At 68.2% G+C, this 24,691-nt stretch carries 19 protein-coding genes; 2 read left to right on the forward strand and 17 right to left on the reverse strand.

Features of this window, described 5'->3' with window-relative positions; all coding sequences use genetic code 11:
* The first annotated feature begins 72 nt into the window (after positions 1-72).
* Positions 73-915, forward strand: coding sequence for a fumarylacetoacetate hydrolase family protein (locus tag N7I30_RS02805; RefSeq protein WP_498636551.1), 843 nt, complete (start codon positions 73-75; stop codon positions 913-915).
* Between the two features lie 17 nt (positions 916-932).
* Here the strand turns inward: N7I30_RS02805 and N7I30_RS02810 are convergent, their stop codons facing one another.
* The 5 genes from N7I30_RS02810 to purD all read right to left on the reverse strand — a co-directional run bounded on the left by N7I30_RS02810 (position 933) and on the right by purD (position 9,980).
* Positions 933-2,804, reverse strand: a complete 1,872-nt coding sequence (locus N7I30_RS02810; RefSeq protein ID WP_498636553.1) for an acetyl-CoA hydrolase/transferase C-terminal domain-containing protein — start codon at positions 2,802-2,804, stop codon at positions 933-935.
* Complete coding sequence (locus tag N7I30_RS02815; protein WP_498636555.1) at positions 2,804-4,903, reverse strand: 3-hydroxyacyl-CoA dehydrogenase NAD-binding domain-containing protein; 2,100 nt, start codon at positions 4,901-4,903, stop codon at positions 2,804-2,806. The genes N7I30_RS02810 and N7I30_RS02815 overlap by 1 nt, the downstream gene beginning before the upstream one ends.
* A gap of 68 nt (positions 4,904-4,971) precedes the next feature.
* Entirely contained in the window at positions 4,972-6,255 is a 1,284-nt protein-coding gene (locus N7I30_RS02820; RefSeq protein ID WP_187391330.1) for an acetyl-CoA C-acetyltransferase, read from the reverse strand.
* Positions 6,255-8,525 (reverse strand): acyl-CoA dehydrogenase, encoded by a 2,271-nt coding sequence (locus N7I30_RS02825; protein ID WP_498636557.1) that lies wholly within the window; start codon positions 8,523-8,525, stop codon positions 6,255-6,257. The genes N7I30_RS02820 and N7I30_RS02825 overlap by 1 nt, the downstream gene beginning before the upstream one ends.
* A 186-nt stretch (positions 8,526-8,711) precedes the next feature.
* On the reverse strand, positions 8,712-9,980 hold the full coding sequence (purD, locus tag N7I30_RS02830) for a phosphoribosylamine--glycine ligase (RefSeq protein ID WP_498637112.1): 1,269 nt from the start codon (positions 9,978-9,980) through the stop codon (positions 8,712-8,714).
* Positions 9,981-10,244: 264 nt separating this feature from the next.
* Between purD and ubiA the strand changes: the two genes are divergently transcribed.
* Positions 10,245-11,252 (forward strand): 4-hydroxybenzoate octaprenyltransferase, encoded by a 1,008-nt coding sequence (gene ubiA, locus N7I30_RS02835; RefSeq protein ID WP_498636559.1) that lies wholly within the window; start codon positions 10,245-10,247, stop codon positions 11,250-11,252.
* 61 nt (positions 11,253-11,313) lie between these two features.
* Here ubiA and N7I30_RS02840 read toward each other — a convergent pair whose 3' ends face one another.
* The 12 genes from N7I30_RS02840 to N7I30_RS02895 form a co-directional block, all read right to left on the reverse strand.
* Positions 11,314-11,883 (reverse strand): DUF6101 family protein, encoded by a 570-nt coding sequence (locus tag N7I30_RS02840; RefSeq protein ID WP_009210645.1) that lies wholly within the window; start codon positions 11,881-11,883, stop codon positions 11,314-11,316.
* Positions 11,884-12,059: 176 nt separating this feature from the next.
* On the reverse strand, positions 12,060-13,487 hold the full coding sequence (locus N7I30_RS02845) for an FAD-binding oxidoreductase (protein ID WP_498637114.1): 1,428 nt from the start codon (positions 13,485-13,487) through the stop codon (positions 12,060-12,062).
* A gap of 86 nt (positions 13,488-13,573) precedes the next feature.
* A complete protein-coding gene (locus tag N7I30_RS02850; RefSeq protein ID WP_498636561.1) occupies positions 13,574-14,542 on the reverse strand; it encodes an L-threonylcarbamoyladenylate synthase in 969 nt (322 codons plus the stop codon).
* Between the two features lie 193 nt (positions 14,543-14,735).
* Positions 14,736-16,256: a glycoside hydrolase family 25 protein gene (locus tag N7I30_RS02855; RefSeq protein WP_498636563.1), complete on the reverse strand. Its 1,521-nt coding sequence runs from the start codon at positions 16,254-16,256 to the stop codon at positions 14,736-14,738.
* A gap of 398 nt (positions 16,257-16,654) precedes the next feature.
* Complete coding sequence (gene glyS / locus N7I30_RS02860) at positions 16,655-18,829, reverse strand: glycine--tRNA ligase subunit beta (RefSeq protein WP_498636565.1); 2,175 nt, start codon at positions 18,827-18,829, stop codon at positions 16,655-16,657.
* A 246-nt stretch (positions 18,830-19,075) separates the two neighbouring features.
* Positions 19,076-19,609: a P-loop NTPase family protein gene (locus N7I30_RS02865; protein WP_498636567.1), complete on the reverse strand. Its 534-nt coding sequence runs from the start codon at positions 19,607-19,609 to the stop codon at positions 19,076-19,078.
* 119 nt (positions 19,610-19,728) lie between these two features.
* Positions 19,729-20,172, reverse strand: a complete 444-nt coding sequence (locus tag N7I30_RS02870; RefSeq protein WP_498636569.1) for an endonuclease domain-containing protein — start codon at positions 20,170-20,172, stop codon at positions 19,729-19,731.
* Between the two features lie 34 nt (positions 20,173-20,206).
* Positions 20,207-21,103 carry a KPN_02809 family neutral zinc metallopeptidase gene (gene ypfJ, locus N7I30_RS02875; RefSeq protein WP_498636571.1) on the reverse strand — a complete coding sequence of 299 codons (897 nt, stop codon included), beginning with the start codon at positions 21,101-21,103 and terminating at the stop codon, positions 20,207-20,209.
* Positions 21,104-21,214: 111 nt separating this feature from the next.
* Entirely contained in the window at positions 21,215-22,165 is a 951-nt protein-coding gene (locus tag N7I30_RS02880) for a glycine--tRNA ligase subunit alpha (RefSeq protein WP_187391338.1), read from the reverse strand.
* Positions 22,166-22,275: 110 nt separating this feature from the next.
* On the reverse strand, positions 22,276-22,959 hold the full coding sequence (locus N7I30_RS02885) for a DUF998 domain-containing protein (RefSeq protein WP_498636572.1): 684 nt from the start codon (positions 22,957-22,959) through the stop codon (positions 22,276-22,278).
* A gap of 123 nt (positions 22,960-23,082) precedes the next feature.
* Positions 23,083-24,252 carry a zinc-dependent alcohol dehydrogenase gene (locus tag N7I30_RS02890; RefSeq protein ID WP_498636574.1) on the reverse strand — a complete coding sequence of 390 codons (1,170 nt, stop codon included), beginning with the start codon at positions 24,250-24,252 and terminating at the stop codon, positions 23,083-23,085.
* A 224-nt stretch (positions 24,253-24,476) separates the two neighbouring features.
* Positions 24,477-24,671: a hypothetical protein gene (locus tag N7I30_RS02895; RefSeq protein ID WP_228240113.1), complete on the reverse strand. Its 195-nt coding sequence runs from the start codon at positions 24,669-24,671 to the stop codon at positions 24,477-24,479.
* Positions 24,672-24,691 lie beyond the last annotated feature (20 nt).

Genomic DNA, 24,691 nt, shown 5'->3' on the forward strand with positions numbered 1-24,691 from the left:
TCGTCAATCAACAGGAGCGGAACCGAAAGCCGCCCGAACCATTCTACTGGCATCACTCGAAGGGAGATTTGCATGCGGTTCGTGCGGTATGGTGACCGGGGCTCTGAACGGCCCGGTCTGCTCGACAACGACGACCGTATCCGCGACCTCTCCGAGCATCTCTCCTCCCAGACCAGCGAGTCCCTCGATCCCGACCGCCTCGTCGCGGCCGGCCGGCTCGATCCCGCGTCGCTCCCACTGGTGGCCGATGGCGTGCGGCTGTGCAAGCCCGTGCGGCGCATCGGCAAGATCGTCGGCGTCGGCCCGAACTATCACGACGCCGCGGCCCAGGCCGGGTTCAAGGTCAATCCCGAACCGACGCTGTTCCTGAAGGCGGCGACGGCGGCCTGCGGGCCGAACGACCGCATCGAACTGCCCAAGCTGGCGAGCCGCGTCGACTGGGGCGTCGAACTGGCCGTGGTGATCGGTCGCACGGCCAAATATGTCAGCGTCGAAGAGGCCATGCGGCATGTCGCCGGCTTCACCCTCGCCAACGACGTCACCGAGCGCAGCTTCCAGCTGCAGCGCGGCGGCCAGTGGTCGAAGGGCAAGTCGCACGACACCTTCGCGCCGCTCGGGCCGTGGCTGGTGACGCCGGATGCGATCGGCGACCATGACGCGATCGATCTCTGGCTCGACGTCAACGGCGAGCGGCAGCAGAGCGCCAGCACCGCCGGCATGATCTTCAAGGTGCCGTATCTGATCTCCTACATCTCCCGCTTCATGCGGCTGGAGCCGGGCGACGTCATACTGACGGGCACGCCGGGCGGCGTCGGCCTGTCCTACGACCCGCCGCGCTTCCTGAAGGCCGGTGACCGGATCACCGTCGGCGGCACCGGCCTCGGCAGCCAGTCCTCGCTCTGCGTGGCGGTCTGACACGCGGACCGGTCCCCTCACGACCAAGGCCGGCCCAGCGGGTCGTCGCGCGTTGCGCGCAGCGCGCCGGCCAGAACCGCCGATAGACCCTTCTCCCGCCACCCCGACGGGTCGTCCAGCCCCATGCGTTGCAGCGCCGCCTCCTCGCGCGGATCGGGCGTCATGCGCCAGCCGACGAGTGCCAGGCGCGCCAGGGCGAGGCGATCAGCTTTCACCGACTTCAGCAACTTCAGCGCCGGCACGAGCCGCCGTTCCTCGGCGGTCAGCGCCGTGCCGAACGGATAGGCCGGCAGCCTGTCTGCATAGGGTCGCAGGGCCTCGACCACATCCGCACGCCTGTTGCGCCGTGGCGGCACGAAGCCCGCCTCCAGCTTTGTCGCGGCGATCGCCGCCCTGGCCAGCCCGGCCTGGAACCGCCCGTCGGCCAGCCCGATCATCGCCGCCACCGTGTCGCGGTCGGTCCGGCCGCGCAGGTCGGCGACGCCATATTCGGTGACGACGATGTCCTTCAGATGCCGGGGGATGGTGGTGTGGCCATAGGCCCAGAGGATGTTCGAGGGCCCGTTCGCGCCGCGGGTGGACGGCAGGCCGATGACCGAGCGGGCGTCGGGCAGATCGAAGGCCTGGGCGACGAAATTGTACTGGCCGCCGACGCCGGAGACGACCCGGCCGTCGTCGAGCTGGTCGGAGCAGATGTCGCCCAGCGGCGTCGCCAGCATCGCGGCGTTGAAGAAGCGTGCGTTGCAGCGATCGGCGGCGTGGGTCGCGCGGTCTTCGGCCGGCACTGCGTTGACGAAGGAGATCTCGCGCATCGACAGGAGCGCGCGGCGCTCCGGCGCCATCTCCCGCAGCCGGGCGTAGAAACTCTGCGGGCCGACGAAGAAGCCACCATGCAGCACCTTGCCGTCGCTGGCCGGGCGCCGGAGGATGCCGGCCTCGAACAGCTCCAGCAGCCCGTCGACGAACATCTCCGACAGGCCGTAGAGCCCTTCGCGGAACGGCTCGGTCTCAGGCTCGAGGCTCTCCGGCCAGTTGCCGAGGGCCGTCAGCATCGCCTTGAACGTCGCCGGATCGCGATGGCGCAGGATGAGCGCATGGGTGAGCGCGTCGCCGATCCCGCCAATGCCGATCTGGATCGTGCCGCCATCCTTCACCAGCGCCGCGCTGTAGAGGCCGATGGCGTATTCGACCGGGCCGATCGGCTGCTTGGGCACGGAGAACAGCCGCGCCGCTTCGACGTCCTCGCCTTCCAGCAGACAATCGAAGCGTTCGGTGGGCAGGGCCGCCGGACCGCCCATGAAGGGCAGGTTCGCGTTGGCCTCGCCGACGAAGAGGATCGGCTGGCCCCGCTCGCGCGCCGCGTCCATCGCTGGCAGGAGGTCGAGCGTCATGTCGGTGTTGGAGGACAGCGACCATTGGCTGCGGTCGGCCGACGGCGCGACCATCTGGCCGATGACATTGACGCCGCTGGCCAGGATGTAGCCGGCCGCATGGGTGTAGTTCGCCGTGACGTAGTTCTCCTGGGCGTGGCGATTGCCCAGAAGCGCGCCGGCCTGGAGGAAGAACTCGACCACCCGGACATTGGGCGGCAGCGCATCGTTCCGGCGGTCCGCGACATAGTCCAGCCGGGTCACCCCGTCGTAGAGGCGCTTCGCCAGCGGCCCGGCAAAGCGGCCCTCCAGTCCCTCGCCGCCGGAGGGCGGGTCGAGGGACAGGGCCGTCTGGATGGTCAGCTCGACCTGCGGGTCGCGCAGCGCCCGGCGGTAGAGCGCGTTGGCGACATGGTTCGCCTTGCCGAGGCCGAGCGGCAGCGCCAGGACGATCGTCTTGCCGACCGCCGCGATCACCGCGTCGGCCAGCGCATCGGCCTCGGTGAAGCGTTGCGTCATCAGCTCTTCAGGCGCTGCCAGCCCTCGTCCGGCGCAAAGCGGGGTCCATGCTTGTCGGCCAGTTCGTTCATCCGGGCGACGATCTCGTCGATGCCGCGCTGTTTCGCGTAATGGATCGGGCCGCCGCGGAACGGTGCAAACCCGGTGCCGAAGATCATCGCGCCGTCGGCGACGTCCTCGCTCTCCACCACGCCCTCGCGCAGGCACGCCACGACCGCGTTCAGCATCGGCAGGATCAGCCGGTCGAGCATGTCCGGATCGTCCTTCGAGCCGTCCGGCAGCGCGTCGAGGCGCTGCTTTTTCGGCTTGCCGTCCTCGTCATAGGCATAGAGCCCCGCGCCGGTCTTGCGGCCGAGCCGGCCCTCGTCGACCATGGTCTGCAGCCAGCCGGGCGAATCCGGAAAGGCGGTGTCGAGGCGTTCGCGCAATGAGGCCGACACGTCGAGGGCGATGTCGAGCCCGACCTGGTCGGTCAGCTCGACCGGGCCCATGGGCATGCCGAATCCTTCGGCGCAGGCGTCGATGCGCTCCTTCGGAATACCCTCGTCGACCATGATCAGCGCCTCGGCCATGTACGGCGTCAGCGAGCGGTTGACGAGGAAGCCGGGCGCCGAGGTGACCGGGGCCGGCAGGCGCGACAGCTCCACCGCGAAGGCGGTCGCCCGGCGCGCCGTCTCGGAGCTGATCGCATCGTGGCTGACGATCTCGATCAGCTGCATGCGCGACACCGGGTTGAAGAAATGCAGTCCGACGAGGCGCGAGGGATCGGCGAGACCGGCGGCGAGGTCGGCCAGTGGCAGCGCCGAGGTGTTGGTCGCCAGCAGCGCCCCCTCCTTCAGCTGCGGCTCGAGCTCGGCGTAAATCTTGCGCTTCAGCTCGATCTTCTCGGGCGCCGCCTCGATGACGATGTCGGCGCGGCCGATACCGTAGCCCATCGGGTCCGGCACCAGCCGGTCGAGCGCGTCGCGCACCTTCAGCGGGTCCTTCAGGGTCGCCTTCAGCATCTTCTGGGCCGCCCTGATCGCCTTGCCGATCGGCGCGGTGGCAACGTCGCCCAGCGTCACGGTAAAGCCCTCGCGCGCCGCCCAGGCGGCGATGTCGCCGCCCATGGCGCCGGCGCCCACCACATGGACGTGCCGGATCCCGGATGTCCCGTCCTTCAGGCCGCGCATGGTCTCGCGCAGGAAGAACACCCGCACGAGGTTCTGGGCCGTGTCGGTCTCGATCAGCTCGGCGAAGCTGTCGATCTCGCCCTCCTGCATGGCCTTGGCGTCGCCGCCATGGGCTTCCCACAGATCGATCAGCCGGTAGGGCGCCGGATAGTGTTCCTGGGGCGCCTTGGCGGCGGCGCTCTTGCGCATCTGCTTGGCGGCCAGCGAGCGCGCCGGCTTCACCGAGAAGGCGTGCCCCTTCAGGCTGCGGCTCGCGGTCGGCAGATCGTTGTAGAGCGCGGCCTGCACGGCCGAGGCGACGTGCCGCTCCTCGACCACCGCGTCGACGAGGCCGATCGACTTCGCCTTCTTCGCCGGCATCGACTTGCCGGTCAGCATCATGGTCATCGCCTCGACCGGATCGGCGATGGCGGTCGAGCGGTAGGTTCCGCCAAGCCCCGGATGCAGGCCGAGCATGACTTCGGGAAAGCCGAGGCTGGCGTCGGCGACGGCGATGCGCCGGTCGCAGGCCAGCGCCAGTTCAAGCCCTGCGCCGAGACAGTGGCCGTGGATGACCGCGATGGTCTTGGCCTTCACCTTCGACAGCCGGTCGAGGACGAGATGGGCTTCCTTGAGCATGCCGCGGATCTCGCCGGTCGAGGCGCCGGAAAATTGCTGGATGTCGGCGCCGGCGGCAAAGCCCGACGGCTTGGCCGAGCGGATGACGACGGCCGAGGGGCGCTGGTCGATGATCTGGTCGACGTGGTGCGACAGCTCCTCGATCACGCTGCGGTCGATGGTGTTGACCGACTTGCCGGGGCGGTCGAGCACCAGCCAGTAGACGTAGTCGTCGTCCGTGGCGGCGCGCCAGTTGCCGGTCTGCTCCGCGTCACGCACCGGCCCGAGTTCGAGGGCGCGTTCGGATAGTGCCTTCAGCATTCTGCCCATGGGTGTGCTCTCGTCTTTCGTCGAAGGTCAGGCGCCCGGACCGGTTCGCGGTCCGGCGGCGGGGCGGGTCAGGCCGCTTCCAGAAGCATGGCGCCGCCGAGGCCACCGCCGATGCACTCGGTGGCGATGCCGCGCCTGCGGCCGAGCCGGCGCATGGCATTGGCCAGATGCAGGGTGATGCGGTTGCCGCTGGTGCCCACCGGATGGCCGAGCGAGATGGCGCCGCCATCGACATTGATGTTGGCGTGGTCGATGCGACCGCCGCGCCCGTCGAGGCCGAGAACGCCGTCGGCGACCTTCGGATCGTCGAAGGCAGCGATGCAGGCCAGAACCTGCGCCGCGAAGGCCTCGTTCAGCTCCCACAGATCGACGTCGGCCACGCCCATTCCCTGCCGCTTGAGGATCGGCGCGGTCGAGACCACCGGGCCGAGCCCCATGATCGACGGGTCCAGCGCGCCCCATTCGGAATCGACGATCCGCGCCAGCGGCGTCAGGCCATGGCGCTCGACGGCCTCCTCGGAGGCGAGGATCGTCCATGACGCGCCATCGGTGATCTGCGAAGCGTTGCCGGCCGTCACCTTGCCATAGGGGCGCTCGAAGACCGGCTTCAGCTTCGCAAGGCTCTTGGCGGTGGAGCCCGGCCGCACGCCGTCGTCATGGTCGAAGACCTCGCCGTCGCGCGAGAAAGCCGGCAACATCTCGTCCTTCAGCCAGCCTTCCCTGGTGGCGTGGGCGAGCCGGTTGTGGCTCTCGGCGGCGTAGCTGTCGGCGTCGCGCCGCGAGATGTCGAAGAGATGCGCCAGGATCTCGGCGGTCTGGCCCATGTTGAGATCGGAGATCGGATCGGTCAGTCCCCGCTCCAGCCCGATCACCGGCTTCAGGAACTCGGGCTTCAGGCCGGTGAAGGCCTTCAGCCGGTCGGTAGTCGAGCGGGCGCCGTTCAGCCTGGCGAACCAGTCGACCGCGCCGCGGCGCAGCACCAGCGGCGAATGGCTCAGCGCCTCGGCACCGCCGGCCAGCACCATGTCGGCCTTGCCGAGCTCGATGGTCCGGAACGCCGTGTCGATCGACTGCATGCCCGAGCCGCAATTGATCTGCACGGTGAAGGCCGGGATCTCTTCCGAGAGACCGAGCCGCAGGGCGGCCACCCGCGCCGGGTTCATCTCGTCGGCCACGACATTGACGCAGCCGAGGATGACGAGGTCGATGGCGTCCGGGCCGAAGGGCTGGCGCAGCATCAGGGGCCGCCCGCACTGGACCGCGAGATCGACGGGCGAGAACGGTCCGGGCTTGCCCCGCGCCTTGATGAAGGGCGTGCGCGCGCCGTCGACGAGATAGACGGGTCTGGTCATTATTCGGCTGCCTCGCGGTGGGTTTCGTCGCCTCCGGTGCGGTTGCGGTCGTGCTGGGAGGCGATGGGGGACACGTCGGCCATCGGGAAGGCATCGACGGCCACGACCTTGTCGACCGCCGCCTTGGCCTCGGCCAGACGGTCAAACTCGGCATCGGTGATGATGCCGGCATCCCGTGCCTCGGCCGGATCGCGCATCTTCGCCTCGCGCATCTTCTTCTCGATGGGCGCCGCCTCGGTGACGAGCTCGAAGGCGAGTTCCAGATCCTTGACCGGATGCTCGGCATGGCCCTCGCCGAGGTAGATGTCCGGCGTCAGGCGATCGCGCTGCGAGGACGGCCGCATCAGGATCGCGGCGACCTCGCCGGTCAGCTCGTCCGACGGCTCCTGGAAGGGCACGCCCAGCGGGAAGGCCAGAACGCGGGTCACCGCCGCGGCCCAGCGGGCCGGCAGATTGTCGAACACGCCCTCGAAGGCGAGCGACATGCGGTTGTAGCCCTTCTGCATGATGAACTCGACGATCGGGCGGTCCACCTCCGGGCGGCCCTCGACCTCAAAGCGCTTCAGGACGGCGCCGAGGAGATACAGCTCGGAGAGAATGTCGCCGAGCCGGGCCGACAGCATCTCCTTGCGCTTCAGCGCTCCGCCCAGCGTCAGCAGCGACAAATCGGCGACCAGCGCGAAGGCCGAGGCGAAGCGCGAGAGCTGGCGCCAATGGCCGATGAAGGCCGCGTTCTTGGGCGCCGGTGCGGCCATGCCGCCGGTCCAGCCGCGCACGAAGCAGCGGAACGCATTGGTCAGCGAATGGCCGACATGCTTCCAGAAATGCGTGTCGAACTCCTTCAGCCCGCGATCCTCGTCCTCGTCGGACAGGGCCAGCAATTCCTTCAGCATGTAGGGATGGGCACGGATGGCGCCCTGCCCGAAGATCATCAGGCTGCGGGTCAGGATGTTGGCGCCCTCGACGGTGATGCCGATGGGGACCGACTTGTACTGGGCGCTGAGATAGTTCTTCGGCCCGTCGATGATGCCCTTGCCGCCATGGATGTCCATGGCCCGCTCGACGGACTCACGCATGCGATAGGTGGCGTGGGCCTTCATGATCGCCGACACGACCGAGGGCTTGTGGCCCTCGTCGAGCGCCGCCACGGTCAGTCGCCGCGCGGCGTCGATCAGATAGGCGTTGGCGGCGATCTCGGCGAGCGGCTGCTGGATGCCCTCGAACATGCCGATCGGCACGTTGAATTGGGTGCGCACGCGGGCATAGGCGCCGGTCGTGCGGGCGCAGAAGGCGGCCGCCGCGGCCGATTGCGACGGCAGCGAAATGCCGCGCCCGGCGGCCAGCGCCGTCATCAGCATGGTCCAGCCCTGGCCGATCTGCTCGGCCCCGCCGAGAATCCAGTCCAGCGGAATGAACACGTCCTCGCCATAGAGCGGGCCGTTCTGGAAATAGGTGAAGGCGGGGATATGCCGGTCGCCGGTGCGGACCCCGGGCGTGTCGGTCGGGATCAGCGCCACGGTGATGCCGAGTTCCTCGCCGCGTCCGAGATGGTTCTCGGGGTCGAACATCTTGAAGGCGAGGCCCATCACCGTCGCGACCGGACCGAGCGTGATGTAGCGCTTGTGGAAGTTGAGGCGGATGCCGAGTTTGCGCTCGCCCTCGTGTTCGCCATATTCGACGACGCCGCGATCGGTCATCGCTGCCGCGTCGGAGCCGGCTTCCGGCGAGGTCAGGCCGAAGCAGGGGATCTCGCGGCCGTCGGCCAGACGCGGCAGCCAGTGATCGCGCTGCTCCTGCGTGCCGAAATGCAGCATCAGCTCGCCGGGTCCGAGCGAGTTGGGCACCATCACCGTGACGCCGGCGACGACGCTGGCCGAGGAGACCTTGCGCACGACTTCCGAATGGGCGGTGTTGGAAAAGCCGAGGCCGCCATATTCCTTCGGGATGATCATGCCGAAGAACTTCTTGCGGCGCATGAAGTCCCAGACTTCGGGCGGCAGGTCGCGGTCCTCCCAGACAAGCTTCCATTCGTCGATCATGCCGCAGAGCTCGTTGACGGGGCCGTCGAGGAAGGCCTGCTCGTCGGGCGACAGCCGCGCCGGCGGCATGGCGACCAGCTTGTCCCAGTCGGGATTGCCGGTGAAGAGCTCCCCGTCCCACCACACGGTGCCGGCGTCGATGGCCTCGCGTTCCGTGGCCGAAATCGGCGGCATCACCGTCTTCGCCCATTTGAAGATCGGCCGCGTCAGCTTTTCCTGACGAAAGGACATGGGGTGCGCTCCCGGTTCGAAACTCCTGTGCGCCTAATGTATGGTCGCGCCGATGGTTTCCCAGCCATGCATGTGCATTGCCGCATACGAGGGACGCGCGACGACGCGTCACCGCGCCCTTCGACAGGCGCGGCGACGGCGGATACCGGGATGTGCGGGAGAGTTCAGCGGCGACCGCGGCTCCTCTCAGGCCTCGGTCATGATGGCGCGGTGGCCGATGTCGGAGCGCCAGAAGCCTTCGGTCCAGTCCACCGCCTCGACCGCCTCATAGGCGCGGCGGGCCGCTTCCTTCACCGTGGCGCCGGTGGCGGTGACATTGAGGACGCGCCCGCCCGTCGCCACCAATCCGCCGTCGGTCAGCGAGGTGCCGGCCTGGAAGACCCGCATCGAGGCGTCCGGCGCCGGCAGGCTGCGGATCGCCGTGCCCTTGGCATAGGTGCCGGGATAGCCGTCGGCGGCCATGACCACCGTCAGCGCCCGCGCATCGGACCATTCGGGCCGCACGCCGGAGATGTCGCCCTCGGCGGCGGCCAGCAGGATCGGCAGGACGTCGCTTTCCAGACGCATCATCAGCACCTGGCATTCGGGGTCGCCGAAGCGGACATTGTATTCGATCAGCTTCGGGCCGGTCTCGGTTAGCATCAGGCCGACATAGAGAACGCCCCGGAACGGCGTCCCGGCGGCCGTCATGCCGGCCAGCGTCGGCTCGACGATCTCGCGCATGACGCGCTTCGTCACCGCATCGGTCATCGGCAGGGCCGGCGAATAGGCGCCCATGCCGCCGGTGTTCGGGCCGCGGTCGCGGTCGAAGGCGCGCTTGTGGTCCTGGGCCGTACCGAAGAACAGCGCCCGCTCGCCATCGCAGATGCAGAAGAGGCTCGCCTCTTCGCCCTCGAGGAATTCCTCGACCACCACTTCGGCGCCCGGCCCGCCGAAATCGCCCTCGAAGCAGGCGTCGACGGCGGCGATCGCCTCTTCCTTGGTCTCGGCGACGGTCACGCCCTTGCCGGCCGCCAGCCCATCGGCCTTCACGACGATCGGCACGCCGCCGGCATTGATGTAGTCGCGGGCCGCCGCGGCATCGGAAAAGCGCCGGTAGCGGGCGGTCGGGATGTCGTGCAGCGTGCAGAGATCCTTGGTGAAGCCCTTGGAGCCCTCGAGCCGCGCGGCGGCCTTCGACGGACCGAACACCTTGATGCCGGCGTCGTTCAGCGCATCGGCCAGACCGTCGACCAGCGGCTGTTCAGGACCGACCACGACGAGGCCGATCTCATGCTTGCGGCAAAAGCCGGTGACGGCGGCCGCATCGGCGACGTCCAGGGCGACGATCTCGGCATGTTCGGCAACGCCGGGATTGCCGGGCGCGGCGAACAGTTTTCCCAGCTCCGGCGACTGGGCGATCTTCCAGGCGAGCGCATGCTCGCGGCCACCCGATCCGATGAGAAGAACATTGATCGTCATGCAGTCCTGCCAGCGTCTTTGTCGCGCGGGCGGAGATCGGCAAGTCCCCGCACCGGACGCGATGAATTTCCACGAGATTTCACGGCGGACGGACGGTCTTTGATCTTGGCAGACCTGTCCGTTCCGGCCGCGCCCGACAGCCGACGCTGCCGATTACGTTTCAGTCCGCCCTGCGGTCAAGTTCCCGACGCGAGAAAGTCGCACGGTTCTTCGTCGAAAAAACTTGACTGCGGCATTTTTGCGGACATGGTCGGAAGCATGTCGAATCTCAAAGGCACCCTCGTCGACAAGGCTGATCGCGTTGCCGACGCGCCGTCGAACAACTGGGTCTATCGCACGCTGCCGCGCGGCGCCTGGCCCTACGCGCAGCTCGCCCGCTGGGACCGCCCCATCGGCTGGCAGCTTCTCCTGTGGCCGTGCTGGTGGTCGGCCGCGCTGGCACCGCAGGCGGTGGCCGCCGGCGCGGTGCATACGGGGCTGCCGAGCCTGTGGCACCTGGCGCTGTTCCTGATCGGCGCCATCGCCATGCGCGGCGCCGGCTGCACCTATAACGACCTCGTCGACCAGAAGATCGACGACATGGTGGCGCGCACCCGCTCGCGCCCCCTGCCCTCCGGCCGGGTCTCGCGGCGCCAGGCGAAGATCTTCCTCGCCCTGCAGGCCGCCGTCGGCTTCATGGTGCTGATCCAGTTCAACAATTTCGCCATCCTGCTCGGCATCGCGTCGCTGGGCACGGTTGCGATCTATCCGTTCCTGAAGCGGTTCACCGACTGGCCGCAGCTCGGCCTCGGCCTCGCCTTCTCCTGGGGCGCGCTGATGGGCTGGGCCGGCTATTGGGGCACGCTGTCGCTGGCGCCGGTGCTGCTCTATGCCGGCAGCATCCTGTGGGTGATCGGCTACGACACGATCTATGCCCATCAGGACAAGGAGGACGACGCGCTGGTCGGCGTGCGCTCCACCGCAAGGCTGTTCGGCGAGCGCACCAAGGGCGCGCTGACGATCCTGTATCTGGGCACGCTGGCGCTGTTCCTCGCCGCCTTCGTCTCCACCGGTCAGGCCAGCGGCGGTGGGGTCAGCTGGCCGGCCTATGCGGGCCTGGCGATCGGCGCCTTCCAGATGATCTGGCAGATCCGCACCCTCGACATCGACGATCCGGACCAGTGCCTCGGCCTGTTCAAGTCGAACACGATCTTCGGCTGGATCGTCTTCTTCAGCCTGATCGTCTCGGCGCTCTGGTCGCTGTCCTTTCCGATCCCGGCAAGCTGAAACGCCGCGCATTCCTCACAGGATGCGCGGCGCTCGATCTCATGCCGTCGTCTACCGACGATCAGTGGCGTGCGATGATCTCCTCGCCGCTGACGATCATGCGGATGCCGAGGCCCGGCTTGCGACGGGCGAGGAAGCGCGGCCGGCGCTGGCGGTTCGGCGAACGCCGACGCGGCGCCGGAGCGGCCGCCTTGATCTTCCCCAGCGTCTCTTCGAGACTCTGGATGGTGCCGTCGGCCTCGACCATCAGCATCGGCAGGCCGAACAGATCAGCCCAGCCGCGCCAGTCGGCGGCCACGTCGTAGAGGTCGCTGGCCACCAGAAGCGGCACGGTGCATTTCGGGTCGTGGTGATGCAGCTCGAGGGTGACGGTCACCTCGCCGTCGCCATTCTCCATGGCGCGGGCCGCGACGCCCTTGAAGGCGCGGGCCGGCAGCGCGATGGACACCGGAATCCCGGACTGATCGAGCTTGCGATGGACGACAGCGCCCCGGCGATCGACCTTGTAGGTGACCATTTCCCCGTCCTCGACCATCTCGATCGTCTGGCGACGGTCTGAGGCAGCGGGATCGAGGCGGACCGGAACGGTGGCCCAATTGGGCCGGGCTGCTGTGTTCGGAGCGATGCTCATGGATTGACGCCTTCTGCCTCTGTCGAGAGCCGATGTTTCGGTCTCTCCCTGTCAGCCGATGTCTCCCGGCTTTGATATGACGACAGTAGGATGCGCATCTTGAAGTCGCGCTAAGAAAGGCGGTTAAGTGTTCCTCACTCCGACGAGGGTTACCAAGACGAAAACTTGAATCAAACCTAAACGAGCTTGCCGGGGTTCAAGATGTTGTTAGGATCGAAGACGGTCTTGAGCCGCCGCATCAGCTCGATCTCGGCGCCCGCCTTGGTGCGGGCCAGCTCGTCGCGCTTCAGCTGACCGATCCCGTGCTCGGCCGAGAACGTGCCGTCCATCTCGGCGACGATGCCATGGACGAGGTCGTTCATCTCGTGCCAGCGGGCGAGGAAGGCATCGGCGTCGGCGCCGACCGGCTGCGAGATGTTGTAGTGGATGTTGCCGTCGCCGAGATGGCCGAAGGCGACGATCCGCGCGCCGGGAATGGCATCCAGGACGGCCGCGTCGGCGGCGGCAATGAAGTCCGGCACCTTGGCGACCGGCACCGCCACGTCATGCTTGATCGAGCCGCCTTCCGGCTTCTGCGCCCAGCTCATCTCCTCGCGCATCATCCAGAAGTTCTCGGCCTGGGCCAGCGACTGGGCGATGGCGGCGTCGGCGACGATCTCCGCCTCGAAGGCGGCGGTCAGGACGTCCTCGAGGGTGGCGGCCGCCTCCTCCTGCGACCGGCCCGAGGAGACTTCCATCAGCACATACCAGGGATGCTGCGATTCCAGCGGATCGCGGGCGCCCTGGGTGTGGCGCAGCGTGAAGTCGAGGCCGATCCGCGGGATCAGCTCGAAGGCAGTCAGCTGCTGACCCACCTGCCGCTCGGCGAGCTTCAGGAGGTCCAGCGCCGCCGCCGGCGAGGCGAGGCCGACATAGGCCACTTCGCGTCCGGCGGGCTTGGGAAACAGCTTCAGCACCGCCGCGGTGATGATGCCGAGCGTGCCCTCGCCGCCGATGAACAGATGGCGCAGATCGTAGCCGCGATTGTCCTTCTTCAGACGACGCAGGCCGTGGATCACCTCACCCGAGGCCAGCACCGCCTCGACGCCGAGGCAGAGTTCGCGGGCATTGCCATAGGCCAGCACCCCGGTGCCGCCGGCATTGGACGACAGATTGCCGCCGATCTGGCAGGAGCCTTCCGAGCCGAGCGACAGCGGGAACAGGAGACCGGCCTCGTCGGCCGCCTCCTGGGCGCGCTTCAGGACGACGCCCGCCTCCACCGTCAGGGTCCGCCCGACCGGGTCGACGTCGCGGATCCGGTCGAGCCGGGAGAGATTGACCAGCACCTCGCGCTTCGAGCGCGGCGACTGGGCGCCGACGAGGCCGGTATTGCCACCCTGCGGCACGATGGCCGTGCCGGTCTCGTTGGCCAGGCGCAGAATGGCCGACACCTCCTCGACGCTGCCGGGGCGCAGGACGAGCGCCGTCTGGCCGGCATACAGGTCGCGGGGTTCTTGCAGATAGGGCGCCACCATGTCCGGCGCGCGCAGCGCGTTGGCGTCGCCGACAATGGCGGCGAACCGGGCAAGAAGGGCTTCGGGAAGGGCGGTATCGATCTCGGTCATGCCCATGTGAATAGCCCGCACGGATTGATCCGTCGAGACGGGGTCGGGGCGGCGCCAGCGGTGGCCGGGATCGAAGTGTTGCGTCGTCAGCCGCGCGGCGCGGCGGCCCGGCGCAGGCGGTCGTTGATCGCCTCGCCGAGACCCGATTGCGGGATCGGCGCCACGGCTATGGCGGTGATCTCCGGCGCGTCGAAACCCGCCAGCGCGGCAAAGAGCCCGGCTGCCGCCTCGCGCAGATCGCCGGAGGGGCTGAGATTGACGATCGCCGCTGCCTGGTCCTGCCCGGCGACCGGCACCGGCCCGAAGGCGATCAGATATTCGCCCGGCACCACCTCGGTCGCGTCGAGCCGCACCCGGCCGGCGGGCGCGTAATGCGACGTCAGCTGGCCCGGCGCGTTGATCGCCGCATCGCCAGCCGGATCGACCACCGGCAGGCCCGTCGCCCGCGCCAGTTCCGCCCGGCCGACGCCGCCGGCCCGCAGCAGGACCAGCCGATCGGCCTCCGGCATGACGATGGTCGATTCGACACCGACCTCGCAGGGACCTCCGTCGAGGATCAGCGGCAGACGGCCGCCGAGGCCGCGCAACACCTGGTTCGCACTGGTCGGGCTGACCCGGCCGGAGGGATTGGCGCTGGGCGCGGCGAGCGGCCGTCCGAGCGCGGCGGCCAGCCGGCCGGCAATGCCCTGCGGCGCCCGGATGGCGACGGTGGCAAGGCCGGCCGTCGCCAGCGGATGCACCGGCGAGCCCTCTTTCAGCGGAAGGACCATGGTCAGCGGCCCCGGCCAGAAGGTCTCGGCGAGGGCTTGGGCGACCGGGCCGATCTCGGCCAGGGTCGCGGCCATGGCGAGGTCCGGCACGTGGCAGATCAGCGGGTTGAAGCGCGGCCGGCCCTTGGCCTCGAAGATCCGCGCGACGGCGGCGCCGTCGGTCGCGTCGGCGGCAAGGCCGTAGACGGTCTCGGTGGGAATGCCCACGAGTTCGCCCGCCGCCAGCAGCGCGACGGCACGGCGCACCGCATCGGGCGCAACGGCGGAGAGGAGTTCGGTCTTCACGGTCAGGACCGATTGCAGAAGCGGAGCGGAAAGGAAAGAGGCGCGGGCCCGATCAGGCGGCGCCGATGCTGTGCGGATGGCCGGGTATCACGCCGCGCCACTGCAGGGTTCGCATTAGCAGGCTGCGCGCCGGACAGCGATTCCTGCGGTAGTCGGCCGACCCTTTCTCGGGGTCGGCGGCCCGAAGCCCGTCTCAGCGGGTGGCGGCGAATGCGCTCAGGATACGGCGCTCGGGGCGCTCCAGGCCGGCATGGCGCTGGGCCTGCGGCACGACGCGGCTGCTGCGCTCGGAGGTGTCGGGGCCGAGCTGCGAGAGAACCCGCGCCGGCATCGGCAGGGCGTTGGCCCGCTGGGCGGCCGCCGCTGATTCAACGATGGCGAGGAAGCGCGAGCGCTGCTTCGGATCGAGCCCGGCGCGGCGATCGGCGTTCGGCATCTCGTCGAGCTGCGGCGCGGGCGTCCCTTCCGGGCGCGTGGCCGCTTCGGCACGGCCGATGAACAGGCGGTCGATCTCGTTCGCCGCATAGGCGATCGCGCCCTTCAGCGTCTCGACATGGTCGCCCAGCTGCTCGACCGCGGCCGTATCGAGAACGGCACCGGCCAGCGCAGCGCCCGGCTCGGCGACGACGCGCTTGGGACCGGCATGCTCCTTGCGAGCGACCTCGGTCAGGATCTTCAGCGGATCGAGCGTGGCATGGACCTCGCTCGGGCCGTAGGCAGCCGCCACGGTCCCGGCGACCGGCGCGGACGGCGTATCCTTGGCCTTCGCGACCTCGCTGCGCGGCTTGGCCGCCTTGGCGATCTCGGCCTTGGTGCCTTCGTCGAGCGAGGCTACCAGCATGGCCGGATCGGTCTCCTGCTTCGGCTCGTCGATCAGTTCGGCGAAGGGCCAGGCGGCCTTCAGGCCGGCGACGTCGAGCGACGAGACATTGACGTCGATGTCGGTCTTGGCGCCCTTCACCCGGTAGGGGCAGCTGCGGCTGTTGCAATTGTGCATGGAGGAGAACTGCCACAGCGCGTAGCTCGGCCAGGTCTCTTCCGGGAACTTGCCGGTGATGTCCTCGCGGTAGCGGGCGTACCAGAGCGGCAGGCGCGACAGCAGCGGATATTCCGCCTTGTTCTGGGAGATGTAACGCGCCGTCGAACCGTTGGTGTAGAGGACGGGATAGCGGCCGGTGCGGATCTTGATCTGGTCGGCGAAGATCTCGGCGTCCGACAGGCTCATCCACTCGTCGCTGTTGTCCTCGATGTCGAGGGCGATCAGGTCGTCCTCGGCCGGCTCGGCGAAGTCGACGAAATGGTCGGCCTGCTCGCGCGGATTGCCCGGACGGCCGAGATGGTAGGCGCCCCACAGGAGCCCCTTCATCTTAGCCATCTCGCGACGGGTCATGTAGAGTTCCTTGGTGACGGAGTACTTCCACCACCGGTTCTTGCAGAGCTTGTAATCGTCACCGCTGGACTTGCCGCAGCTCCATTCGGGCGGCAGACCGTCCGAGGCCTTGTTGATGAAGCCGGCGATGCGCTTGTCGGAGGCAAGTTCCTGCCAGTTGATGGGATTGAACTCGTAGGCGTCGATGACGAGAGCGTTGTCCTCGGATTTCCAAGGCGCATTCCATTCTGCCTGTGCAGGTGTCGCGCTGACCAGCATGACGCCGGCAGCAAGAGTACAGGCGAATTTCAGGGCAGCCGCAAAGGCGGCGCTCGTCTTCGTCATTCGGTGGTTTCCCCTCGAAGTCTCTTGCAGTCGAATGGGCCGGGAGGCGATCCCCTGAGCATCCGCTCCAATCCGCCAATCGGCACTGTCAGACCCTTCTCATCGAATTCTGGCAGGTTCCGGGCATCCCGATCACGAAATGTTACAGCCTGCGGCGCGCTGGCCGAATTGCCGCGGGAATGCAAGCAATTTGACACAAGTCTTCATGTTATCGAAGCTTATGTTTACTCGAGGGTTAACGCCGCTGGCGCGCCGGGCCCGGCAGGCCTGTACCCCGGAGTTCGGTCACCCGATGACGCGCCGCGCGAGGCGCAACGCAAAACGGCACCCGCATGATGATGCGGGCGCCGTCTGGTGTCGTGTCAGGCCTTGAGAGCCGCCTCAGGCGGCGAAGTCCGTCAGCCGGAGATGCGCGAAAAATCCGCGACGCGACGCGTTGCCGCACGGATGCGGTCGAGCAGCGCCAGCCGGTTGGCGCGCACCGCCTCGTCCTCGGCATTAACCAGCACGGTCTCGAAGAAGGCGTCGACCGGAATACGCAATTCGGCCAGCGCCGTCATGGCGTGGGCGTAGTTCTCGACCGCGAGCGCTGCGTCGAGCTCCATCTCGGCTCGGTCGATGGCCCCGGCCAGCACCTTTTCCTCGTGCTCGCTGAGGAGATCGAGCGACACCGCCTCGGCGACGCGGGTGCCCTTCTTCTCCTCGGCGGCGAGGATGTTGGCGGCGCGGCGGGTGCCGGCGAGAAGGTTCTGGCCGTCCTCGGTGTCGAGGAAGGCGCCGAGCGCGGTCACGCGGCGGGTGACGTCGAGAAGGTCATCGCCGTGATCGCCGCCCGATCCGCCGGACAGCACCGCATCGACCAGATCGTGGCGGGCGCCGGATTCGCGCAGCTGCACCTTCAGCCGGTCATGGAAGAAGGCGAGAAGGTCGCTGGCCGGCATGAAGCCGCCGAGCGCCATGACCAGGTCGTTGTCCAGCACCAGCCGGATCACGCCCAGCGCCGCACGACGCAGCGCATAGGGGTCCTTGGAGCCCGTCGGCTTCTCGTCGATCGCCCAGAAGCCCACCAGCATGTCGAGCTTGTCGGCCAGCGCCACGCAGATTGCCACCGGATCGGTCGGCACCGAATCCGTCGGCCCGAGCGGCTTGTAATGCTCTTCCAGCGCCGCCTGCACTGACGGGTGCTCGCCCTGCAGCGCGGCGTAATAGCGGCCCATCAGCCCCTGCAGCTCGGGAAACTCGCCCACCGCCTCGGTGGTGAGGTCCGCCTTCGCGAGTACGGCCGCGCGCTTCACCAGCGCCTTCAACTCGTCCGCCGACACCGCCGCGCCGCCGAGCGTCGCGCCATCGGGATACACCGTCGCGGCGATCTCCTGCGCCAGCGCCGCGATGCGGCCGACGCGTTCGCCCTGGGTGCCGAGCCTGGCGTGGAAGGTCACGCCCAGCGCGTCGAGCTTGGCCATGCGCTGATCGAGGGGTCTCGCCAGATCGAGCCCGAACTTTTCGGCCGCGGGGGCCAACGCGTCACGGCCCGGCAGGTCGGCCTGGTCGGTCTGCCAGAAATACAGCGCGTCGGAGAGGCGTGCGCGGACGACCTTGCCATTGCCGCGGGCGATCTCGGCGCCGCCGTCGCTGGCAGCGATGTTGGAGACCAGCACGAACTGGTTCGACAGCGTGCCGTCGCCGCCCTGTCGGCGGGTGACGAAGCACTTCTGGTTGACCTTGATGGTCAGCTGGATGACCTCGGGCGGGATCTGCAGGAAGGTTTCCTCGAACTCGCCCATCAGCGTCACCGGCCATTCGACCAGGCCGGAGACCTCTTCCAGCAGCGCCTCGTCGGGCACCACTTCCAGCCCGCGGGCGAAGGCCAGGTTCTCGGCGTCGTGGCGGATCATGTCCTTGCGCCGCTCGGCGTCCAGAACCACGAAGGCCTTCTCCAGCCCGGCGACATAGTCGTCGAAGCGGCGCACGCGGAATTCCTCGGCCGCATGGAAGCGATGGCCGCGCGTGACATTGCCGGCCCGGATGCCGTCGACCTCGAAATCGACGACCACCGGCTCCTCGGTCTCGGGCCCGAAGGTGCACAGGATCGACTGCAGCGGTCGCACCCAGCGCAGGCTGCCGGGCGCACGCGAGGCCGGACCCCAGCGCATGGATTTCGGCCAGGGGAAGCCGCGGACGATGCCGGGCATGACCTCGGCGATGATCTCTTCCGCCGGCCGGCCGGGCTTGCGGATGGTGGCGACGTAGAAATCGCCCTTCTTGGGATCGGACTGGATCGTCGCCTCGTCGATCGAGGCGAGGCCGGCGCCGCGCAGGAAGCCTTGGATGGCCTTTTCCGGCGCGTCGGTGCGCGGGCCCTTGCGCTCGTCGACGACGTCCCTCGAGCGGGCATCGACGCCGCGCACGTCCAGTGTCAGCCGCCGCGGCGTCCAGTATTCGCGGGCGCCCTCATAGGTCAGCCCCGCCTCGACCAGCGCGTCGGTGACGAGTTTCCTGAGATCGCCCGCCGCCTTGCGCTGCATGCGCGCGGGGATTTCCTCGGAGCGGAGTTCGAGCAGAAGGTCGGGCATGGGCTCGGCTTATCCTCGCCCTCCCCTCGATGGGGAGGGTCGGCGCGTGTGCGCCGGGGTGGGGGTGGCAGGAACGACCGGTCCCCATCTGCCGCCTGCGCGGCCCCCGCAAGAGGAGGCTGGGGGCAAGATCATCGATCGTCCCACGTTCGGCGTCGCTCTTCGACCACGGCTCGGATCGTGTCAAGGATGGCGAGGCGTCGGCTCGTCGCCGCGGCCCGTGATGGATCGGGCAGGCAGCGGCCTCTATGCCATCCCGCCCTGCCGGTCTTCGAGTCTGGCCACGAAGACCGCGACCTCCTGCGGCGTGGTCAGTTGATATTTCCGCCCCGGAAACGCTGCGTAGAGCCGCGCCAGTCCCGGCCCCGAATTCTGCGGAAACCGCCACGCCCATTTCAGTAAGCCGGCATCGAAGCGTTCGGGACACCCTGCTGCCATGTCCGCCCGCACCTTGCCGTAACCACCGGCGACGCGGCGCAGGATCCGCAACATGCACAGGCCGCGGGGCAGATCCAGCCAGATCAGCGTATCGGCCTTCTGTGTGCGCAGAGGCAGCGTCGCGGTGTGGTTGCCGTCGAACACCCAGCTCGGCCTGGCCACGGCATCCTCGACCAGTGCGCGATGGTAGCTCGGCTCACGCCTGCGCCAGCCCGCTGTCCAGTAGAGCTGGTCCATGTGGATGACGCGCAGCCCGCACGAGGCACCGATTCGGCGGGCCAGCGTCGACTTGCCGGCGCCGGGGCTGCCGACGATCATCACCGTGCGACCGATGAGCGGCACGCGTTTCTCCCCAAGCGGTCCGATGCGATCGAAACCCAGTTCCTGCCGGGGATCAAGCGGGGATGTTGGCGGGGTGCATGCCGCGCATCATGGGCGGCGGAGTACCGCGCCGACCGGCCTCAGGATGTTCCGGGCTTCGGCCGCGGGCGCGGCTTGCCGGCCGCCGTCGGCTGCGGCAGTTCTTCGCCGGGGGGCAGGTGTCGCCGCGCATCGACCGCGCCGTGGATGCTGTCGAGCACCGCCGTCGCATCGGCACGCACGGCGCTGTTGGCAAAGCGCAGGACGGTATAGCCGCGCTCACCGAGCCAGCGGTCGCGCACCGCGTCCTTGGCCTGCTGTTCAGGGCGGGCATGCTGGGCACCGTCGACCTCGATGATTAGACGCAGGCGATGGGAGACGAAGTCGGCGAGATACGGCCCGATCACCACCTGCCTTTGGAAGTGCCCGCCCTCACCCGGGATCGCCCGGATACCGCGCCAGAGGCTCTCCTCCAGCGCGGTGGTCTGCGAAGCGATGGCGCGGCGCGCACGATGCGCCTTCGTCTCAAGCCGCGTCATCGCCATGACAGTGCCCGACTTCTACGGGAGGCGGCGCGTGTCAGATCGCGCCATCCATCGTGTCGCAGGCGCCGAAATCGCCGCTCTCGAAGCCGCGACGGAACCAGGTCTGGCGCTGCTCGGATGTGCCGTGGGTGAAGCTGTCCGGCACCACCGTGCCCTGGCCGCGCTTCTGCAGCGTGTCGTCGCCGATCTGTTCGGCGGCGTTCAGCGCCTCTTCGATGTCGCCATCCTCGATGTATCCCGCCTGGCGCGTGTCGTGGCCCCAGACACCGGCATAGCAGTCGGCCTGCAGCTCCACTCGCACCGACATGGCGTTGGCCTCGGCTTCGCTCATGTTCTGACGGGCCTGGTTGAAGCGCGGCAACACGCCCGTGATGTTCTGGATATGGTGGCCGACCTCGTGGGCGATCACATAGGCCTGGGCGAAATCGCCCGGCGCATTCAGCTGGTTGCGCAGCTGGTCGAAGAAGCTGAGGTCGATATAGAGCTTGCGGTCCGAGGGGCAGTAGAACGGGCCGCTGGCCGAGCCGGCAATGCCGCAGGCCGACTGGACCCGGTTCTCGAACAGGACGAGCGTCGGCGCCGGATAGGTCTCGCCGGCCGCCTGGAACCGCTGGGTCCAGACATCCTCGGTATCGGCCAGAACCGTGGCGACGAAATCGTCGGTCTCGTCCGCCGTGCCGGCAACACCGGGGCCGGACTGGGTGGTCTGGACGCTGCCGCCCCCGCCGCCGCCACCGGCCATGCCGAGCAGCTGCATCGGGTTGATGCCGAAGCCGAGCCACAGGACCAGAGCGACGATGATGATGCCGATTGTGCTGCCGCCGCCGGCGCGCACCGGCAGGCGCATGCCGCCGCCCCGGCCGCCGAAGCCGCCGCCCGAGCCGCGCCTGTCCTCGATATTACTGGATTGCCTGCGTCCGCGCCACTGCATGCGATCGACCCTCTGTTCGTCGGCAATCTCCTCGAGACGCCGGACCTTGTCGCTTGCGAGCGATATAACGGCCAAAGACGAAATTGGTACGTCGCGGAGGCGTTTTCGGGATTAGGCGGCGGCGATCGCCGCAGATGCTCCGCCCGCTTCGGTCAGGAGAAACGCCTCGCCGCAGGCCTTGGCGAGGGTGCGCACCCGCAGGATGTAGCTCTGGCGCTCGGTGACCGAGATCACGCCGCGCGCGTCGAGCAGGTTGAAGACGTGGGAGGCCTTGATGCACTGGTCGTAGGCCGGCAGCACGCAGCGATGCAGCGGGCTCGCCCCCTCCGGCGCGCCGGCGGCGAGCACTGCCAGGCATTCGGCCTCGGCGTCCTCGAAATGCTTCAAGAGCACCGCGGTGTTGGCGATCTCGAAATTGTAGCGGGAATATTCCTGCTCGGCCTGCAGGAAGACGTCGCCATAGGTGACCTTCTCGTCGCCCTCGCGGCCATTGAAGTTCAGGTCGTAGACGTTGTCGACATTCTGCACATACATGGCCAGCCGCTCGAGGCCGTAGGTCAGTTCGCCCGCCACCGGGGCGCATTCGATGCCGCAGACCTGCTGGAAATAGGTGAACTGCGACACTTCCATGCCGTCGCACCAGCATTCCCAGCCAAGGCCCCAGGCGCCCAGCGTCGGGCTTTCCCAGTCGTCCTCCACGAAGCGGATGTCATGCAGGTCGGTGTCGATGCCGATCGCCTGCAGCGAGCCGAGATAGAGCTCCTGCAGGTTCGACGGGTTCGGCTTCAGGATCACCTGGTACTGGTAATAATGCTGCAGCCGGTTGGGGTTCTCGCCATAGCGGCCGTCCTTAGGCCGGCGCGAGGGCTGCACATAGGCCGCGTTCCAAGGCTTCGGCCCGAGCGCGCGCAGGGTCGTCGCCGGATGGAAGGTGCCGGCCCCGACCTCCATGTCGTAGGGCTGCAGCACGACGCAGCCGTAATCGGCCCAGTAGCGGTGCAGCGTCAGGATCAGCGCCTGGAAGGAACGGCGCGGGTCCATGTGGGGAGGCAGGTCAGACATTTCGGATCGATCCGGCATCGGCCCGCGGATCGAAGCGCCGCCGGGCGAGAAAAGTTGCCCGGGAGTTGCCATGCCCGCAAGCGGCCGGTCAAGGCTCGCGCCGGTCCGGGTCAGGTCCGGCTCGGCGCGCCCGGCGTGGACAACCATGCCGCCCCGCCCTTCGCCCGGGCGATCAGCAGCCTCGACACGGCGAACAGCCAGACGACGCAGACCAGCCCGACGCCGCGCTCGACAAGCCCGTCGATGGAGGTGGGCGAGAACCAGAAGGCCGCCGCGCCGACCACCCACAGACCAGCGCAGACGATGTTGAACCAGAACCAGCGGCGCCGGCGGCGATGGAAGCCCGCAGCCGTCAGCAGCGCTGCGGCGGTGAAGCTCACGGCCATCGCGACGACCACCGGGAAATGGATGACCAGCCCGCCCGTGTCGTTGTCGCCGTATTCGCCATAGGCCCCGATGACGACGATGAGCACGGCCATCAGGGTCAGGAGCCAGGAGGCGACAGTCCAGCTCCAGCGTCCCGGACGCAGCCGCCCGAGACCGATCGCGGCGGCAACGATGCCGATCGCGAAGGCGTAGAGCCCGAGATCCATGATGATGGCGTAGCGACCGGCCGCAAGGTCGCTGATCGTGTCGGCGATCAGTCCGTCGCGCGGCTGCACGATGACGCCGACGACATTGGCGAGCGTCACCGCCGCCCAGCCGGCCATGCCGACGAGGCCGCAGACATGGAAGAGACGCGCACGCCCGCGATCGCGGCCCGCATTCTCTCCATCGGTCGCATCGAAGGGCATGGAGGCAATCCGGATGAGCGTGCGTGGGCGCCGAGCATACGCAAGACGCCGCCTCATCCCAAGGCGCCGCTCCATGAACGCGGGCGGACCATCCCGCAAGGACGGCCCGCCCGCCGATCAGACTTACGGCGTCAGCACCACCTTGGTGCAATTGTCGGTCTTGTCGCGGAAGGTCTTGTAGAGCTCCGGACCATCCTCCAGCGTGCCCCGATGGGAGATGAAGGAGGTGGTGTCGAACTGCCCCTGCTGGATGCGCCCGAGCAGGTCGTCGGCCCATTTGTTGACGTGGGTCTGGCCCATCTTGAAGCTCAGCGACTTGTTCATCGCCGCGCCGAAGGGGATCTTGTCGACGAGGCCGCCATAGACGCCCGGCACCGAGATCGTGCCGCCCGGACGGCAGACATAGATCATCTCGCGCAGGACATGCGGCCGATCGGTCTCGGCCATGATCGCCTGCTTGGCGCGGTCGAACAGATGCTCGGCCTCGTAGCCCGAATGGGCTTCCATGCCGACGCAGTCGATGCAGCATTCCGGGCCCTTGCCCTCAGTCAGGTCGTTCAGCCGCTCGACGGTGCTCTCTTCCTGGAAATTGATGGTGATGGCGCCCATCCGCGCGGCGATCGCCAGGCGCTCGGGCACCTCGTCGATCACCACCACCTGCCTGGCGCCTTGGATGATGGCGCTCTGCAAGGCGAAGAGGCCGACCGGACCGGCGCCCCAGATGGCCACCGTGTCGGTGGGCTGGATGTCGCAGTTCTTGGCGCCCTGCCAGCCGGTCGGCAGGATGTCGCCGAGGAACAGGACTTCCTCGTCACTGAGGCCTTCCGGCACCTTGACCGGGCCGAAATCGGCGAAGGGCACGCGCACATATTCCGCCTGGCCGCCGGAATAGCCGCCGGTCAGATGCGAATAGCCGAACAGGCCGGCTGTGGTGTGGCCGAACATCTTGGCCGCCGTCTCGGCATTGCGGTTGGAGCGCTCGCAGACGGAGAAATTGCCGCGCCGGCACTGGTCGCATTCGCCGCAGACGATGGTGAAGGGCACGACGACCCGGTCGCCGACCGAAAGCTTCTTGTTGTCCTTGCCGACCTCGACCACCTCGCCCATGAATTCATGTCCGACAATGTCGCCGGATTCCATGCCGGGCATGAAGCCGTCGTAGAAATGCAGGTCGGAGCCGCAGATGGCGCAGGCCGACATCTTGATGATGGCGTCACGGCCATGCTCGATTTCGGGATCGGGCACCGTCTCGCAGCGCATGTCGTGCTTGCCGTGCCAGGTAATGGCTTTCATGGCGGAACTCCGGGATCATCGCGTTCGTGGGATGACCGGGTAATCCCCGCAAAGCGCGCCAAGTTCCGACGCCTTGGGCCTGCGAATAGGCAGCCGCCTACGCAACCGGTGGTCCGCGGGATCAGCGGACCGGATGAGACCTGAAAGGCAGGGGGCGCGTCATTACACATCGCGCGGCGCTTGAACGGCGCCTCGCAATGCCAGGACCCGCGCTGGCGCGGATCTCAGTCCTTCTTGATGCGATAGACGCCGTCGGGGCCACGCACCAGCGTGCCTTGCGCGCCCGTGCGGCTCTCGGCCTCCGAGCGGCGATTGTTCTCCGACACCCGTTCGGCATCGCGCTTCATCTGCTTGTAGCCAAACAGCGCGGCGGCCCCCACGAGACCCAGAAGTAGTAACTGCGGCATGTAGGCGATCATCGCTCCGTTCCCCGACAATT

The sequence above is a fragment of the Aurantimonas litoralis genome (assembly GCF_026153195.1).
Classification (GTDB): domain Bacteria; phylum Pseudomonadota; class Alphaproteobacteria; order Rhizobiales; family Rhizobiaceae; genus Aurantimonas; species Aurantimonas coralicida.